The organism is Streptosporangium sp. NPDC002544 (genome assembly GCF_040295965.1).
Classification (GTDB): domain Bacteria; phylum Actinomycetota; class Actinomycetes; order Streptosporangiales; family Streptosporangiaceae; genus Streptosporangium.
On record NZ_JBEOWJ010000047.1, the window covers coordinates 58,736 to 74,677 of the forward strand.

14 protein-coding genes are annotated in these 15,942 nt (G+C 68.8%); 6 read left to right on the plus strand and 8 right to left on the minus strand.

Annotated features, from left to right (window positions below):
• Window positions 1-99 precede the first annotated feature (99 nt).
• Together ABT061_RS43460 and ABT061_RS43465 are read right to left on the minus strand one after the other, a co-directional pair.
• Window positions 100-918 (minus strand): alpha/beta fold hydrolase, encoded by an 819-nt coding sequence (locus tag ABT061_RS43460; RefSeq protein WP_350929390.1) that lies wholly within the window; start codon window positions 916-918, stop codon window positions 100-102.
• A gap of 154 nt (window positions 919-1,072) precedes the next feature.
• Window positions 1,073-1,738: a DUF4097 family beta strand repeat-containing protein gene (locus tag ABT061_RS43465; protein WP_350929392.1), complete on the minus strand. Its 666-nt coding sequence runs from the start codon at window positions 1,736-1,738 to the stop codon at window positions 1,073-1,075.
• Between the two features lie 238 nt (window positions 1,739-1,976).
• Between ABT061_RS43465 and ABT061_RS48495 the strand changes: the two genes are divergently transcribed.
• The 3 genes from ABT061_RS48495 to ABT061_RS43485 all read left to right on the plus strand — a co-directional run bounded on the left by ABT061_RS48495 (window position 1,977) and on the right by ABT061_RS43485 (window position 6,071).
• A complete protein-coding gene (locus ABT061_RS48495) occupies window positions 1,977-2,732 on the plus strand; it encodes a helix-turn-helix domain-containing protein (RefSeq protein WP_502991610.1) in 756 nt (251 codons plus the stop codon).
• A gap of 130 nt (window positions 2,733-2,862) precedes the next feature.
• On the plus strand, window positions 2,863-5,493 hold the full coding sequence (locus ABT061_RS43480; protein ID WP_350929394.1) for a LuxR C-terminal-related transcriptional regulator: 2,631 nt from the start codon (window positions 2,863-2,865) through the stop codon (window positions 5,491-5,493).
• A 32-nt stretch (window positions 5,494-5,525) separates the two neighbouring features.
• Window positions 5,526-6,071, plus strand: coding sequence for a LysR substrate-binding domain-containing protein (locus ABT061_RS43485; RefSeq protein WP_350929396.1), 546 nt, complete (start codon window positions 5,526-5,528; stop codon window positions 6,069-6,071).
• Between the two features lie 100 nt (window positions 6,072-6,171).
• Here the strand turns inward: ABT061_RS43485 and ABT061_RS43490 are convergent, their stop codons facing one another.
• Window positions 6,172-6,846, minus strand: coding sequence for an NUDIX domain-containing protein (locus ABT061_RS43490; protein WP_350929398.1), 675 nt, complete (start codon window positions 6,844-6,846; stop codon window positions 6,172-6,174).
• Between the two features lie 143 nt (window positions 6,847-6,989).
• A complete protein-coding gene (locus tag ABT061_RS43495; protein WP_350929400.1) occupies window positions 6,990-8,540 on the minus strand; it encodes an MFS transporter in 1,551 nt (516 codons plus the stop codon).
• A 111-nt stretch (window positions 8,541-8,651) separates the two neighbouring features.
• Between ABT061_RS43495 and ABT061_RS43500 the strand changes: the two genes are divergently transcribed.
• The 3 genes from ABT061_RS43500 to ABT061_RS43510 all read left to right on the plus strand — a co-directional run bounded on the left by ABT061_RS43500 (window position 8,652) and on the right by ABT061_RS43510 (window position 11,009).
• The gene (locus tag ABT061_RS43500; protein ID WP_350929402.1) at window positions 8,652-9,398 is read left to right on the plus strand and encodes a TetR/AcrR family transcriptional regulator; all 747 of its coding nucleotides are present in this window, start codon (window positions 8,652-8,654) and stop codon (window positions 9,396-9,398) included.
• A 190-nt stretch (window positions 9,399-9,588) separates the two neighbouring features.
• A complete protein-coding gene (locus ABT061_RS43505) occupies window positions 9,589-10,590 on the plus strand; it encodes a GNAT family N-acetyltransferase (protein WP_350929404.1) in 1,002 nt (333 codons plus the stop codon).
• Between the two features lie 176 nt (window positions 10,591-10,766).
• Complete coding sequence (locus ABT061_RS43510) at window positions 10,767-11,009, plus strand: hypothetical protein (protein ID WP_350929406.1); 243 nt, start codon at window positions 10,767-10,769, stop codon at window positions 11,007-11,009.
• Between the two features lie 313 nt (window positions 11,010-11,322).
• Here ABT061_RS43510 and ABT061_RS43515 read toward each other — a convergent pair whose 3' ends face one another.
• From ABT061_RS43515 to ABT061_RS43530, 4 genes are all read right to left on the minus strand, one after another.
• A complete protein-coding gene (locus tag ABT061_RS43515; protein ID WP_350929408.1) occupies window positions 11,323-12,495 on the minus strand; it encodes an FAD-dependent monooxygenase in 1,173 nt (390 codons plus the stop codon).
• On the minus strand, window positions 12,495-12,947 hold the full coding sequence (locus ABT061_RS43520) for a GbsR/MarR family transcriptional regulator (RefSeq protein WP_350929410.1): 453 nt from the start codon (window positions 12,945-12,947) through the stop codon (window positions 12,495-12,497). Before ABT061_RS43520 ends, ABT061_RS43515 begins: the two co-directional genes overlap by 1 nt.
• A 233-nt stretch (window positions 12,948-13,180) precedes the next feature.
• Window positions 13,181-13,378, minus strand: coding sequence for a hypothetical protein (locus ABT061_RS43525; RefSeq protein WP_350929412.1), 198 nt, complete (start codon window positions 13,376-13,378; stop codon window positions 13,181-13,183).
• Between the two features lie 331 nt (window positions 13,379-13,709).
• Window positions 13,710-14,900: a coiled-coil domain-containing protein gene (locus ABT061_RS43530; RefSeq protein ID WP_350929414.1), complete on the minus strand. Its 1,191-nt coding sequence runs from the start codon at window positions 14,898-14,900 to the stop codon at window positions 13,710-13,712.
• Window positions 14,901-15,942 lie beyond the last annotated feature (1,042 nt).

The following is a 15,942-nucleotide window of genomic DNA, read 5'->3' on the forward strand; positions in this document are numbered from 1 at the left end:
CATCCGCCGGCCCTCTGGCGTGCGCAGGAAGTGGATGCTCTTGCGTGGCGACATACCGGCCACCTACGCCGCCGGAATCGGCGCCTCCTCCCGGTGCATCTACCGGATCTCCCCGCGGTCGAGGGCGGCGACCTCGCGTACGGCCTCGGCGATGGCCGGGAAGTCCTTCTTGAGGAGCGCACCGTGGTTGCTGGCGACCTTCGCGCCGATCTGGATGTTCGGGTTGCGGGCGGTCACCGCATCGAGGCTGGTGCGTATCCGTTCCTGCTCATCACCGCGGCTTCCGAAGGACGTCCCCGAAGCAACGACATACCGCACCGGGACGGTGATGTGGTCCAGCACCGGGCCCAGCTCGCGCTCGCGGGAGAGCCTGCCGAGCTCGATGTTGCTGTTCGCCTGCTGTTCGGCGGTCATCCGCGGGGCCAGGCCCGTCGGGCGCAGCAGTGGCAGGAACCAGCCCAACCGCCGAAACAGCTTCCGGATCCGCTGCTCCATGGCCTCGTCGAGCCAGTCGTACGGGAACGCGCCGTCGACCAGGACCGCGCCCAGGGTACGGTCCGGATTCCGGCTGGCCCAGTGCGCCGCGACGACCGCGCCGTAGGACCAGCCCACCAGCAGCGCCCGGTCCACACCCCTGGCCGCGAGAACGGCATCGACATCCCGGACGGCGACCTCGAAGGAATAGTCCGCCGAACGCTTTGATTTGCCGCGGGCCCGCTCGTCGTAGGTGATGTGCCGCCACCCCGGCCCCAGTTCAGCGATGACCCGCCGCCAGTACCCCTGAGTGGCGAACTGGCCGTTGAGGTAGACCACAGGGATACCGGCACCGCCGGTGTCGGTGACGGCCAGGGCCGTATCGTCAACCGGCACCATGCCGGTCCACTTCGAACTGGTCGAGGTAGTGCTGTTCTTCGTCATGTGTTCCACCTGGTCGCGTTGGACGTCTTGTACGGCTTCTCCAGGCCCTGCACGTGGACCGCAGGCCCCTCGGGACGGACGGCCGAGTCATCGGCGACGACCGACAGGATCTCGATCGCGGTGGGCCCGGCCGGATAGTCCTGGTTCTGCTCCTTTAGAGGCTGCGGGCGGTGATGTCGCCGTGGGAGGTGGTGGCGCGGATGTCGAGTTCGGCGGTGCCATCGTTCTTGAGGGCGTTGCTGACACGGCCGTAGCCGGTGCCGGCGTCCAGGGCGGCCGAGACGCCGGCGGCGGCGGCGACCGAAATGTCGCCGGACTGGGTGTGGAGCACGACCGTGCCGCGCACGGCCTCGGTGATCCGGATGTCGCCCCTTGCGGTGCTGATCTCCGCGGGGCCGTTGAGCCGGCCGACCTCGACGTCGCCGTCGATCGCAGTGAGGCGGACGCTCGCGGCCTCGTCGATCTTGATCTGGCGGTACGCGCCTTCGAAGGCGACGTCGCCGAGGCGTCCGACGCCGCGGAGCTCGGCGCCGCCGGCCTTGGCCTCGATGCGCGAGCCGGCGGGCAGCTGGACGGTGACCTCCAGGGATCCGGAGGGGCCGAAGAGCTGGTTGTCGGGGGTCGAGGCCGTGATCCGCAGGACGCCGTCGGCGTAGGCGACGGTGGCCTGCTCGGCGGTCTTGGTGTCGCGGCTCTTGGAGGGGTTGGCGGGCAGGACCTCGACGGTGGTGTCGGCGCGGTCTGCGGCGATGAACTGGACGCGTCCGGCGGGGATGTCCAGGACGGCGGAGATCGGGGCGGGGGTGTCGAACTTCTGCATCGTGCTCTCCCGTGCTCGTTCGTTGTTTCTGATACCGGAAACGCTACGTTGCTTTCCGAAATTCGACAACATGTTTGTTGCATAGAATCGAAGTTTACGCAGGTGGAAGCCGAGAAAATGTTGCAATGGTCTTAAGCATAACGCAACGACAACTGCCCTGATCATTGCAATGGATGAGAAGTGAACGCTATAGTGGGAGGGTCAGGGACCGCCACGAAGGATCACCAGGGAGATCGCGATGCCGGGAGGCAGGCTCACCCAGCAGGAACGCCAGCAGATCGCGCTGGGGCTGGCCGACAGCCTCCCCTACGCCGAGATCGCCCGACGCCTCGACCGTCCGACCTCGACGATCACGCGTGAGGTGATGCGCAACGGCGGCCCCACCGCCTACCGTGCCGACCTGGCCCACCGCGCCACCGAACGCCGCGCCCACCGGCGCAGGCCCGCCTCCTCCCGAGGGCCGGAGTCACTCCCCCAGCCGCACGGACGCGACGCCGAGGCCGTGGCCGAGTACGAGGAGACGTTCACCACCGTCCTCATGGCCTCGGGCCTGACCAAGATGACGGCCCGGGTGCTGACCTGCCTGTTCACCACCGACGCGGGCAGCCTTACCGCATCCCAACTCGCCCAGCGCCTCCAGGTCAGCCCGGCGTCCATCTCCAAAGCGATCGCCTTCCTGGAGAGCCAGAGCCTCGTCCGCCGAGAACGCGGCGAACGCCGCCGCGACCGCTACGTCGTCGACGACGAACTCTTCTACCAGGCGACGATCGCCAGCGCCCGATCCAACGACCAGCTCGTCGAAACCGCACGCCAAGGCGTCGCCATCCTCGGCCCCCACACCCCCGCCGCCGCCCGCCTGGAGAACATCGCCCGCTTCCTCGACTTCATCAGCGAAAGCATCACCCGCGCCGCCGAACAGGCCCGCGAAGTCCTCCATACCAAACCCGAAAGAACCTCAAGCGACACCGCCCGACCAAGTCCAGAGCACGGATAGACAGCCGTCTCGATCGTCATGTCAGTCTCTCCACAGCACCTGGAGCACCAGGGGATCGCCACCGATGTCCATGACGGTTATGGCCTGGGGATGATGTAACCGAATCACGCTTCCCGGCGATGATGCACGTATGAAGCCGAGTTGGCCATTCGTGGGGCGGCTGGAGGAGTTGCGCTTCCTGGACGAAGCGATGCGGGGGGCCGGTGGTCTGCGCGGGGTGGTGCTCGCGGGAGCGGCCGGGGTGGGTAAGACCTGGCTGGCTCGGCAGGCGGTCGCGCTGGCCGGTGAACGCGGTGCCGTCACCCGCTGGGTCGTTGGGTCAGGGTCGGGACGCAGCCTTCCGTTGGGGGCGTTCGCGGCGTTGCTGGGCCCGATGAGCGGCGATCCGGCGTCTTTGCTGGGGGAGGCGAGCCGGGCGCTTGTCGCCGGTGCCGGTCGAGCCGAAGTCGTGCTCGGGATTGACGACGCCCACCTGCTCGATGAGGTCTCGGCGCTGCTGGTGCATCAGCTCGTCGTACACGGCATGGCGACCGTGGTGGCCACCGTGCGCACCGGCGAGACCGCACCTGCTGCGGTGACCGGTCTGTGGAAAGACGGATATCTCGACCGGCTTGAGGTGCAGCCGTTTCCGCAGCCGCAGATCGGTGCGCTGCTGGAGGCGATCCTTGGTGGACTGGTGGAAGGCGTCAGTGTCAGCCGGATCTGGGCGATCACCCAGGGCAACGCGCTGTACCTACGGCAGCTCGTCGACGGGGAGATCGAGGCTCGTCGGCTGCACCGAATCAGAGGCGTGTGGCGGTGGTCCAGAGAGTCACCGGTGTCGCCAGGATTGGTCGACCTGGTGGCGATCCGGATGGGAGATTTGTCGGAGTCCATGGGGGCGGTGGTGGACGTGCTCGCCCTCGAAGAGTCGCTGGGTGTCCGCCTGCTTACCCGGCTTACCGATCCAATGGCCGTCGAGCAGGCCGAGGCGGCGGGCCTGATCTCCGTCGAGCAGACCGGCCGTCGACTCCAGGCGCGACTGACCCACCCTCTCTACGGGGAGGTACGGCGGGCAGGCATGGGGTTACTGCGGGCGCGCCGGCTCCGCGGCCGAATCAGCCAAGCGCTGGCGGAAACCGGGGCCCGCCGGGTCGATGACACCCTGCGGCGTGCCGTCCTCGCGGTGGATTCAGACCTCGAACCGGACTGGCGCCTGCTCACCGAGGCGGCCGGGCAGGCTGCCCAGCTGTGCGACCTTCCTTTGGCCGTACGACTCGGACGTGCGGCGCAGGTAGCCGGCGGCGGGTTCGAAGCCCAGGCGATCGTGGTGGCCGCGGTCACCGGTTTGACCGGCTCCGCGAATGCGGAGATGGCCGCGCTCCTCGCGATGGCCAGCACGGATGCGGAAGTGGTCAGGGCCACGATGATGCACGTGATAGACCTGGCCTGGATGCAGCTGAGACCGAAGGATGCGGAAATGCTTCTCGAGGCGGCTGAGTCGCGGGTCGCGGACAACGGCGGCCGGATGCAGCTGATGGCGCAGCGATCGATGTTCGAGGGACAGCTCGCACGGCCGGTTCGGGCGATCGAGTCCGCGACCACGGCGTTGGCGTCACCGGGACTTCCGGACGGGTCGATAGCCCTTGCCAGCTGCGGATACGTCGCCGGCCTGGCCACAGTGGGCCGCGCCGACGAAATCGGCCCGGCGGTCGCACGTGGCCTCGCGGCGGCGAGTCGCTCGACGGAACTCGCCTACTTACGCTTCCCGCTGATCGGTCTGCAGGTTACCGGGCTCCGCTTGGCGGGATATCTACAGGAGGCTGCCGACGTCGCACGCGAGTGCCGGGAATCGGCAGTGGGCTTCGATCTTCCTACCGTGATCAGCAGCGTGCTGATGGGAGACGCCATCCTCGCGCAGGGCCGGCCGGTCAGTGCCCTCCAATGGCTGCTCGAGGCCCACGCCGGCCTCGAGCGGTTCGATCACGCCGGCGGCTTCGAGTATGCCTGCCTGATTCCCCTGAGCCGTGCGCTGGTCCTCGCCGGTGACCTGGTCGCCGGTGAGGAGGTGTTAGCGAAACTACGCGCCAACGAGCATCCCACACTGCTGTTTCTCCGGCCTGACATGCTGTTGGCCCAGGCGTGGATGGCTGCCGCACAAGGCGTTTCAAGTGATGCGATCGCGTTTGCGCGACAGGCGGCCTCGGTTGCGGTCGCGGCCGGGCAGTTCGCCCACGAGGTGCAGGCGCTGCACACCGCGGTCTGCTTCGGCGACCGGTCCGTCGTCGAACGGCTCGCCGCTCTGGCCACGCGGGTGGACGGGCCTCGGGCCCGGGCCGCGGCCATGCACGCTGCCGCGCTGGCCGCCGACAACGGCGACGCGCTGCGAGCTGCGTCTGTGGAGCTGGAGCAGATGGGAGACCTGCTGGCCGCCGCCGACGCGGCCGCGCAGGCGGTGACCGCATACACCCGTGTGGGTCGGCGCGGCGCCGCCCAGAGCGCCGTCGCTCGCGTCCATCAGCTGACCGAACGCTGCGAGGGTGTCCGCACTCTCGCGACAATCGCCGTCATCCGGCCGTTGCCACTCACGGACCGCGAACGCGAGATCGCCACTTTGGCCGCGCAGGGGATGTCCAACCGGGACATCGCTGACCGTCTGGTTATCTCAGTACGTACCGTCGAAAATCACCTGTATAGGGTGAACGCCAGACTTGGCACCACCAGCCGAGCCGAACTCGCCGCCATACTCGCGACGCCTGCCCCGGGGGTCAAAGAACGATGAGGTGACCGCAGCGACTTTCACGTGATCTTGCCGTGCTCGAAGTGCAGGAGAACGCCGAGCCCGATGCCGCGCCGGTCGCCGTGCGCCTGTGTGGCTGGCGGGAGCACACGCGGCTGCTGCGGACGGGTGAGGCCGATGCCGCGCTCATGTTCGAGCCCTACGACCCAGGCGGCATCGACGCGGATGTCGTCGCGGTCGAGCCGCGCGTGGCGGCGCTACCTGCGGACCATGCCCTCGCCGGGGTCTCCCGGATACAGCTCGCCGACCTCGGCATCGGCCCCGAAGAGGTCAGCGAACGGGCGGAGCGCGACATCGGCGAGCAGGGCGTGCACGACCTCGCGCAGTTGCTCGCGCTCATCGGCCTCGGCGCGACGATGACCGTGCTCCCGCAGTCGGTCGCTGCGAGATACCCTCGGCGGGCGGTGGCCTACGTCCCCATCGAGGACTGCCCTCCCGCCGCGCTGGTCATCGCCTGGCCGGAGCGCTCCCGCAGCCGCGGCGTGGCCGCGCTGGTGCGCGCGGCGGCTGCCGTCGCCGAGTCGCGGGGCATGGGGGCGGCCGTCGAGGCGTCGCGGTGAGGGTGAGCATGTCGCAGGGGCGGCGACGCGGGGGCGCGCAACCACCCGGCGAGCCGGTCCGACCCAACACGACAGGCCGATGTCCGCGCCGCCGGTTCGTCTACGTGTCTCCGGCAAACGCGGCACTGGACCTCAAGCTCACGCCGGGGTTTCCCCCACTCGCCAGGTCAGCCGTGGTTGACCCGCCAGAAGTCGGAGACCGTCTGGCGGTTCTGCATGTCCCCGAGGAGCCCCTTGGGGCCGGTGTGAAAGAGCTGCGCCTTCCAGTCGGGCAGCCCCGTGGGGTGACCAGCGGCTTGACCGTGTCGTTGCCGGAGATGCCGCCCTCGCCGATCTCGTGCTTGACGCCCTCCTCGGTCATGATGAAGTGGACGTATAGCTTGGCCGTGTTGGGGTGCTTGCTCTTGGCAGCGATCGCGACGTACTTGGGGTGGCTGCATTCGTCATAGGACATCGCACCTCGGGGCTGGAACGATGCGGTGCGGATCAGGAAGTAGTCGTTGACCACGCCGTCGTAGCCTGCCGCGTGACCGGGTGCGACGACCCGCTGGTGCCATACATGCGGCGGGTCGGAGTCGAACGCCAGCCCTACCTCTTCATGCAGCTCGCGGCGCAGCGCGGCAAGCGGGGTTTCGTCGCGCTCGACCCCTCCGCCGGGAGCGGCCCAAACGACCGTGCCGGCCGGCTCGGGAATGGCGAAGCGACACAGCAGGATGCGGTCATGCTCGTCGAGAACGACCGCCCTGACTGAGTGACGCAGGTTCAACGAAGACATCCGGGCAGGCTATCCGTCTGCCAGTGAACTACACGACCCCTTGGAATCGATCATCTAGCCCCGCGCCACGGTCGGGCGAATCGAGCGGAATGTCACGCCAAGCCGCGCTAACGCGACTTTTCATTCGGATGCTCGTCAACCCCCTACTGCCCGCCTGCTACGGGTTGAGGGAGGTCGCGTTTGCCGATGAGGGTCAGCACCAGCGCGATGGTGATGACGGCCAGGCCTGCGGAGCTGTAGAGCACGGCCGATGCGCCGGAGGCGATGGCGTTGCCGAGGAGGTCTTCGATGGTGGCGCGGGCGGTGACGGGGGTGAGGTCGAGGACGCGTTGGATATCGCCATTGGCAGCGGCGGCGAGGACGGCCTCGTGTGCTGCGGCGGGCAGGGACGGTCCGGCGGCGACGATGCCCGCGATGCGGGTGGTGTAGACGGCGCCGAGGACGGCGGTGCCGATGCCGGCTCCGATGGAGGCCAGGCTGGTGATCGTGCCGGCGACCATGCCGGCTCGTTCTTTGTCGGTGACGTTCATGGCGACGGCCATCACGGGTGCGCCGGCGATGCCGCCGCCGATGCCCCAGATGAGCAGAGGAACGGTCAGGAGCCACGGTGAGATGGTCGGAGTGAAGGCCAGTGCCAGTAAGGTGGCGCCGACCGCTTTGCAGGCGTAGCCGCCGGCGATGACGTGGCCGGAGGGAAATCGGCTCAGGAGTTTGCCTCCGAGCATGCCTGCCGCCATCTGGGCGAGGAAGACGGGCGTCAGTAGCAGGCCGCTCTGCGTGGGGTTCAGGTGCAACGACCCCTGAAAGTACTGCACGAAGTAGACCGTGCCGCCGATGGTCAGGACGCGGGATATGAAGACCGCCAGGGCGGCGCCGGTGAAGGCGGGCCTGCGGAACAGGGCGAGGTCCAAGGTGGGCGCACCGACCCGGGATTGGAGAAGGAGGAAGGCGGCGAGTAGGACGGCCGCGACCGTGAGCTGCGCCAGTGTCGCCGCCGATCCCCAGCCTTGGTCCTCGCCACGAAGCAGCGCCAGGTTGGCCAGGGCGAGTGAGACGATCAGCAGCGCGGTGCCCGCCCAGTCGATCCGGCCGTGAGCGACCCGGCTGGAGACGTCGGCGGGAAGTGTTCGCAGGCAGATCACGAAGGCCGCGACACCGATCGGTATGTTGATCAGGAAGATCGCACGCCAGCTCAGCGTGTCGACGAGGACACCGCCCAGCAGCGGGGCGATCAGGCCGGCCGCGGTCGCCGCGCTGCCCCAGGTGGAGATGGCCATGTTGCGCCGTTCCCCCTCCAGATGCTGAGAGAGCAGGGGAAGCGCGTTGACCATCAAGATGGCGCCGCCGATGCCCTGTACGGCGCGGGCAAGGTCGAGCAGCGTGGTGGTCGGCGCCGCGCCGCAGACGAGCGACGCGGCGGTGAACAGGGCGATGCCGAGCAGGTAGATGCGGCGTCGGCCGATGCGGTCGGAGAGGCTTCCCGCGACCTGGGTCACCGCGCCCATGGTGATCATGTATCCGATGATCACCCACTGGACGCCGGCGAGCGTTCCGCCGAGGTCGGCTTGGATCGCGGGCAGGGCGATGGTCACGATCGTCATGTCGATCACGACCAGCGCGGTGCCGGCGATGACCAGGCTGAGAATCGCGCGACCCCGAGCGACCGTCGGATGGCCGGTGGTCGGCGGGGTCATCGGAGAAATCCGGGGAGATGCATGTTGGTAAGGCTCACCTAAGTGAGGGTGGCGTAAGTAGGGTGTTAAAGTCAACAATGTGTGAAGTTTAACGACAGTTATGCTCGGACGGTGCCCCACGATCCCGACAAGGCCGACGCCACCGGCACCGACAGCCCACACCGGCGCCGGCGGCCGCTCACGCGCAAAGGCCGGCCGACCCTGACCAAAGACCTCATCGCCCAGGCGATGCTCGACCTCGCCGGTGTTCACGGCTTCCGGACGGTGACCATGCGGCTACTGGCCGAGCATCTCGGCGTGACGGTGCGAGCCCTCTACAACTACGTCGATGACCGCAGCGAGATCGTGGCTCGCGCGGTTCAGCTGTTCACCGAGCAATGGCCGGCCCCGCGGCCGGACCCCGAGGACTGGGAACGCAGCATCTGCGAGTACGGCGCCGCGCTGCGCGCGGTCTACCGGCGCTATCCGCGCGCCCTGCTGGTGTCGCTGGACGAGCAGATCGACGACCTCGCGATCGGCCAAGACCGCCTTGTCCACACCGACGCCTTCCTCGGCATGCTGCGCACCATCGGGCTGGACATCGCCGAGGCTCAGATCGTGCACCGCGATCTCGCGCTACGCGTCTTCGCGTTCGTCCTGCTCGTGGACTACCGCCAGGACCAGGGCGAGCCGGTCATGCAGCACACTCCCGTCCCGCGGCTCTGGCTGCAGGCACACCCCGGCCTCGCCGTACCACACCTGCGCGAAGCGGTCGCCGCCGCTCCCCTGATGACCGTGGACGAGGCGTTCGAGCGCACCATGCACGGACTCATCGTCACCGTGCGCGACCTGCTGGCCACCGCACAGCACATGCGCTAGCCATGGCGCCGCGTTCGAGTCCTCGCTGAGATGGCCGAGTCCAAGCGGATCATCCGGGAGAGGTCGCTGAAGGGTCCGGCTTCGGTGCGCGAATGCGGCTGCCCCGGTGGCCGCCGGGAGTTCGGGGACCAGTTGGTGATCGACGGGCCGGAATCGGCCGATCGACGACTCCTCAAGAGAGGTTGCGGACTTGCTGGCAATTGAGGCGTTCGAGGCTCGGGAGTCCGGTGAGGGTGATCTGGATACTTGGTGCCGGGTGTTCAGTGAGGGGCAGGCGGAGCTGTCCGGCGGGGCGGTTGAATCCGGTGCGTTGGCCGAGCGGTTGCGCGCCGAGGTTGGGGGCGGTGCGCGGCGGTGGGCGGCTCGTCAGGCTGGGCGGATCTGCGGGGTGGCGGAGGTGCGGCCGCAGCAGCATGATGCTGCGATCGGGTTTCTTCGCCTGTTCGTGGCGCCATCGGCGCGATGCAGGGGCGTCGGGTCGGAGTTGCTCGCTCGCGTTGTGGCGGATGCGGGTGTGGAGCGGGTTCAGGCGACGGTGTTGGCGGGACCGCCTGGTGAGCCGTTCGTTCGCGGGTGGCGAGTGGTGTTGCGGCTGGAACTGCATGAGCAGCGACTCGATCAGGACGTGCTGAAGCGCTGCCATGAGCTGGCGATGGCCCCTCACCCGGATTATCGGGTGGTGTCCTGGCGGAGTGCGGCGCCCGCGGAATGGGTGTCCTCGTTCGGGCGGGTGATGGGCCATGTGCTCGACGCGCCGGGTGCCGCGCTGCAGATGGCGTCTCGGGCCTGGGACACCGCGGCGGTCCGTGCGTGGGAGGCGGGGATGGACGGGCAGCATCTGCTCGTCTGCGCGGTGGTTCACTCATCCTCGGGCGAGGTCATCGGGGCCACGGTAACCACGGTCCCGGGTCCGGGAGCGACGGTGGCTGATCAGCACGACACCGCGGTGCTGCCTGGGCACAGGGGCGGCGGGCTGGCCCGCTGGATGAAGGCCCGGCAGACACTGCGCCTGCATGAGTTGTTTCCCAAGGTCGAGTCGGTCACGGTTACGGTGAACCACGAGAACGCGTCGATGCTCGCCGTGAATCGGGCGGTCGGTTACCACCTTGTTCGTGAACGCCTGCTCGTGGAGATGCCGACCCCGCCCATCGGCAACGATCGGGCCCGGAGGCGTCCACCGCCATCCCGTTGATCCGCTCGATTCCGCGCCGGGCAACGTGAGCCTGGAGTCGACGATGACCGAGATCCGCAAGCTGGCGGCGGCCCGGACGATCGAGCTGCCGCCCGGGTTGTTCGCCGACGTGGCGCCCAAGGTGCCGGCGTCCTGGCGGGCCCGGGCGGCAGTGGAGGGGCCCTCTCACAACCGTCTTGCTGCTGGCGGCGCTGGTCCACGAGCGGGAGTGGGAGATCACCGACACGCTGGTGGAGCTGCTGATCGCCACTGTGCATCGGATCAAGGCGCGGGCCGACAGCAGGGTGACCAAGGAGTTGATCAACGCATTCAAGCGGGTGACCGGGCAGGAGGCCCTCCACTCGGGTCCGCGTGACCAGCCCCAAGCCACCCTCCCGCCTGTCCGCCGGTATCTGGCCCGCCGCTTCATCAAAGGCTGAACCGTCGCGTGCCCGCCTGATCGCGGGCGCGCGACAACCTGTATTCCTCCACCGCCGCACGCATTTCCGCCCCCAAGCGGGCGGGTATCAGGCGTCTATGTCCGGCGGAGTGAGATGGGCAGGCGGAAGCGCCAGGCGATCCAGACGATGGCCAGGTCGCACACGACACACGACGAGTCCCACCACGGCGGGAGCAGAACCGCCCAGCCGCTGTCCCCTCCTTCGCTGACGTTCCAGATGATTTCAACACCCTCATGCTCCAGAACGTCCACGCCGGTCGGGGGTGACTCGGCCTTCGGGGAGGCGCAGCGGGTTAGCCAGGTGGGAGCGCGTCAGGCGTTGCCGGCAGGGTCGGGGGTGTCCAGTCCCACAGGGGGCCGAGCGTGCGGGGAGCGAGGCGCGCCCACAGCGTTGAGGGAGTGAGCCGGAGGGCGAGAGCGGTCAGAGCATGGGTGATCGGCCCGGCGTTGATCGCTTGAAGACCGGCCTGGCGGGCGTTGCGGGCGGTGGCCTGGGTGCGGGGGCGGCGCTGGGCATCGTAGGCGTCCAGCGCCGCGGGTACGGAAGCGTTGTCGGCGAGGGCGGCGGCCAGGACGACGGCGTCTTCGATCGATTGTCCGGCGCCTTGTCCGCGATCAGGGCTCATGGCGTGGGCGGCGTCGCCGAGCAGGGCGATCCGGCCGCTGGTGTAGGCAGGCAGATCGGGTAGGTCGTGGATGTCGAGGTGGCGGACCTGTTCGGTCGGCGTGGCCTCCAGGAGGGCGGGGATCGGGTCGTGCCAGCCGGCGACGCGCCGCCGCACTTGCTCCAGTTCGTCGTCGAAGCGGACGCCGGGCTGGTCGGCGGTGGTGCCCAGCGCCCAGTAGACCTGGCCCGGCGCGACGGGGTGGATGAGGAAGTAGCAGCCACGGCCCAGGGTCATGCTGCCGTTCACCGGGACGGAGGTGTCGGCCAGACCGAGCCAGGCGGTGTAGCCGAGGAAGCGCGGGCCGGGGGCGTGCGGCCACAGCAGGCGGCGGGTGAGGCTGTGGATGCCGTCGGCGCCGACGGCCAGGTCGGCGTCCTGCCGGCCGGCGGTGTGGGTGACGGTCACCTTCTCAGAGTCCTGGGCCAGGCCGGTGACCTCGACGCCGGCGTGCACCACGTCCTCGGGCAGCGCCTGGCGGAGCAGCCGATGCAGGGCGGCGCGACGGAAGGCGCGCAGCGGCGGGTTCTGGCCGGTGGGGGCGTGCATCAGGTGGCGGCCTGAGGGCAGGCGCATGGCGTGGGTGGCCCAGGTCGGCATGCTCGCCGCCTCGGCCTGTTCGGCCAGGCCGAGTTCGGCCAGGGCGCGCATCGCGTTGGGCGATTGCGACAAGCCGGCGCCCACCTCGCCGAAGGCGGGCACGCGCTCCAGCACATCCACCTGCCAGCCGATGTGGCGCAGGGCGACGGCGGCGGCCAGACCGCCGATGCCGCCCCCGATCACGATCGCGTGGCCGGTCATTATTCCTCCTTGTCCAGCGGTGGGGCCTGTTCGAACACCTTGGCCATCCACGCGAAGGTGGCGTGCGCTTGACGGACGCGTGCGGCCCGTTCGTCGTCGGGGCCGACCAGATCGAGGCCCTGGCGGGTGATGTCGAGGAACGAGGCGATCCCCGCCACCTGCTGCCGCACCACCGCCTGCCAGGCGTCGTCGGCCATCCGGTAGTACATGGTGCGATCGCCCGGCCGGGTCCTCCAGGTGAGGAAGCCCATGCCGGTCAGCAGCCGCAGGTTCATGGTCAAAGACGCGCGGCTGGCGCCGATGGCGGCGCTGATCTGGCCGGCCGACTGCTCCGGCGGATCGCAGACCATCAGCCAGCCCAGGACCCGCCCGGCGATCGGCGGCACACCGTCGCGTGCCAGGTGCATGGCGACCTGCTCGGCCCATTCCAGCAGTTGTTCGTCGTCGGCCACACGAACCTCCTCTTTCGCGAGTTTCAGTATGAGCTAAAGTCCATGTATCCAACAAGATGGTGAGCCGGGAAGTCTGGTCGGCCCGCGACGCGCGTCGCGGAGAACAAGGAGGGCTTCGCCTATGCCCACCACATGGCTGCTGCGCTGCGGCCTGGCCGCCGGTGTCCTGGTTCCGGTAGCCACGTGCCAATACACCACGATCCCCGGACCGTGATAGCGCTCATGCCACTCGGTCACGAAACCCGGCGCGGTTCATCTACCGTGACGTGCTCGGCTTTGAGGTACACAATGACGTCGAATTCGAGGGGATGCGGTGGGCGCGCGTCGGCCCGCTGTCGCAGCCGGACGTGCAGATCCTCCTCGAATCGCCCGGCGCGGACCCGGGTGCCTCGCCGGCCGACCGGCAGGCGATCGAGGACCTGAATGGCCAAGGGCCTGCTGGGCCGTCTTGTCCTCGTGACCGACAACTGCGACGCCACCTTCGAGCACATCGAGGCAGCGGGCGCTGAAGTGACGCAAGAACCGATCAACCAGCCCGACGGTGTCCGCGACTGTGCCTTCCTCGATCCCCCGGCAATATGCTGCGATTCACCCAGCCGCGGCAGGTGGTTCTGGCGCTCGCGTCGCGGCAGGCATACACCGCGAGGTGCCGCCAGGCGCCCTGAACGCGGCCGCGGAAAGGGCGGTCCTGCTCCTCTGGTCCACCTGTGTCCGGAATCTCTGGAGCACCTCACCGGGAAGCCGGCGTGCGTCGCCCGGGGGTCACGGTTCGGGTGAGGTCTGATCAGGCCGGTCCAGGCCGGCCCGCAACTCTGCGGTAACCGCGCGCTCTCGTAGCTGGGCGGCCTCGGCGCGCAACGCCTGCGCCTGCTCGCGCAGGTCGGACAGCCGCATCTGTTCCATGGCGAGCTGCATTCGTGCCTCGTCGCGTTCGGCCTGCGCCTTGTTCACCTGCGCCGCGGCATGCTCACGTGCCTCGGCGATCTCCTTGGCCGCGCGCCTGTCGGTCTCGGCCAGCTGTCGTGCCGTCCGTCTCTCCGCCTCGGCCGCCTGTTTTTGCGCCCGGGCGGCCTGGGCGCGTGCCTCAGAGGTCTCGGCTGCGGCCTCGCCACGCGCCCGGGCCTCGGCGTCGGCCCGCGCCATCGCCCGATCCCGCTCGGCCTCGATCGCCTGGGCTCGGGCGGCCTCGGCCACAGCGGCCCGTTCGGCCTGGGCTCTGGCCTCCTCGGCCTCCCCCGCCGCCTGGTGTGCCCGATCTCGTTCCACGCGCGCCTGCTCGGTCTGCCGCTGATCCTGTACGGTCTGCGCCCGGGCCGCGCGCACCTCGGCCTCGGCGGCCTCCACCCGCTCGGCCATTTCCCGTACCGCGGCGTCGCGAGCCCGCTCGGCCTGCTCGGCTCTGCGTCTGGCCTCCTGCTCGGCGTGCTTGGCCTGGCGTTCGGTGGCGGCCGCCTCGTGCAGGGCGGCCAGTGCCTGCTCCCTGGCGGTCTCCGCGTCGGCCAGCGCGATGTCACGTTCGGCGTTGGCCTCCTCCACCTGAAGCGTCATCGCATCCCGCTCGCGCCGGGCGTGCTCGGAGGCCTCGCGTGCCAGCCGTACCTGTTCGAAGGCCTGCTCCCGCTCGGTGCGCGCGATCGCCACCCGGGTGTGCGCCTCGGCCTGTACCGCGCTCACCTTGGCCTCCACCCCCGCGGGGCTCAGCTCTTCGGACAGCACCTGCGCCAGCGGCGCTATCGCCGCGATCATTCCCTTCTCCATGCGCTCGTAGAACTCCTCGGCTCTGGCCAGCGCCCCCTCAAGTCCCGGCGTCGCCCGCCGCATCTCGCGTTCGCGCTTGGCCACCGCCTGGCAGTCCCCCTGCGCGCAGTACGCCCTTGGCCGCCCCCGCCCGGGTTTTTGTTCGATCGGTGTCCCGCAGTGCTTACACGGCGTCACCGTGCCCGACTCTCGCATGACCTCAGCGTAGCATCTTTGATTTTCCAGAAATTCAAAATCAATAAATAAGATCCGTTGCGTCTACCTCGCGCGAAGGTAACTACCGGGAATGTGAATTCCCGCAAGTTAGGATCTGTGAGAGTCCATGGCAGCTGCTGCTGTTGCTGCAAATCTGCAGCGAGATGTCAGTGCGCAGGTCAGAGGCACTTTTCGGCTGCCGGTGATCACCTGCGGTGATCTTCTCTGAGGCCGCGTCACACCGGTGGAGGCGCCTGCGGGCTACAAGGTCGGCGTTGCGCAGGATGTGTGGTCGCGCTGGCGGGCCGTCGGTCTAGCGCAGGACCATGATCCGGGCGCGGCTTGGCTCAGTGATGACGACTAGGTGATGGTGGCAGGATTCGCCGTTACGTCAGCGCAGAGATTCTTCGCTGCTAAAGGTCTCGGCGTCACTGACATCACATGACGTTTTCGGGACGGCATGACGAGGAGAAAGACGCTCTGACCTACTGGTTCGTCACCTACTGTCAGTGGAAACCGTCATCAGGATGTCAGTGACGCCTCCGTCGACGACGGGTGGCCCATCGGCTCGGATGCCCGTCTCTTCACCTGGTCAGGCTCGATACGGGGCTTGAGCAACAACGGAACGGCCAGTGGCGTTAGTGGACCGACGCGGGCGCAGTTACCGCCAACCGTCGTTCCGGACGCTGGCGCAAGGGCCCGCCGCCGCGTGGTAGCGGACCGAGGCTCATCAAGGCGCTCGATCAGGTCGCGGAGATCATGGGGCTGGGCCTGGCCGCACTCGGCGCGGAGGGTCAGGTGGCGGCGATGGCGACGGAAAGCGGCACGGTGAACCTCCTCGAGGGCGGACTTCGCTGGGTTCAGGCGGAAGGGGGTATGGCGGGCGGCTCTGTGTCAGGCGATGGCCATCGCTGCCAGGGCGAGGATCGAAGCGCCGAACACCACGATGTGCCGTACGTTCTGGAGGGTCCACGTCCAGGAGGGGAAGCCGTCCTCGGCCGCCTTGAGCAGGGTCGGCACGTCGATGCGGGCCAGCATCGGG

What these genes read in the sequence shown, in the direction of transcription:
- ABT061_RS43460 (WP_350929390.1), bottom strand. Translation starts at nt 918, where the DNA reads ATGACGAAGAACAGCACTACCTCGACCAGTTCGAAGTGGACCGGCATG.
- ABT061_RS43495 (WP_350929400.1), bottom strand. Translation starts at nt 8,540, where the DNA reads ATGACCCCGCCGACCACCGGCCATCCGACGGTCGCTCGGGGTCGCGCG.
- ABT061_RS43480 (WP_350929394.1), top strand. Translation starts at nt 2,863, where the DNA reads ATGAAGCCGAGTTGGCCATTCGTGGGGCGGCTGGAGGAGTTGCGCTTC.
- ABT061_RS48495 (WP_502991610.1), top strand. Translation starts at nt 1,977, where the DNA reads ATGCCGGGAGGCAGGCTCACCCAGCAGGAACGCCAGCAGATCGCGCTG.
- ABT061_RS43465 (WP_350929392.1), bottom strand. Translation starts at nt 1,738, where the DNA reads ATGCAGAAGTTCGACACCCCCGCCCCGATCTCCGCCGTCCTGGACATC.
- ABT061_RS43490 (WP_350929398.1), bottom strand. Translation starts at nt 6,846, where the DNA reads ATGTCTTCGTTGAACCTGCGTCACTCAGTCAGGGCGGTCGTTCTCGAC.
- ABT061_RS43515 (WP_350929408.1), bottom strand. Translation starts at nt 12,495, where the DNA reads ATGACCGGCCACGCGATCGTGATCGGGGGCGGCATCGGCGGTCTGGCC.
- ABT061_RS43530 (WP_350929414.1), bottom strand. Translation starts at nt 14,900, where the DNA reads ATGCGAGAGTCGGGCACGGTGACGCCGTGTAAGCACTGCGGGACACCG.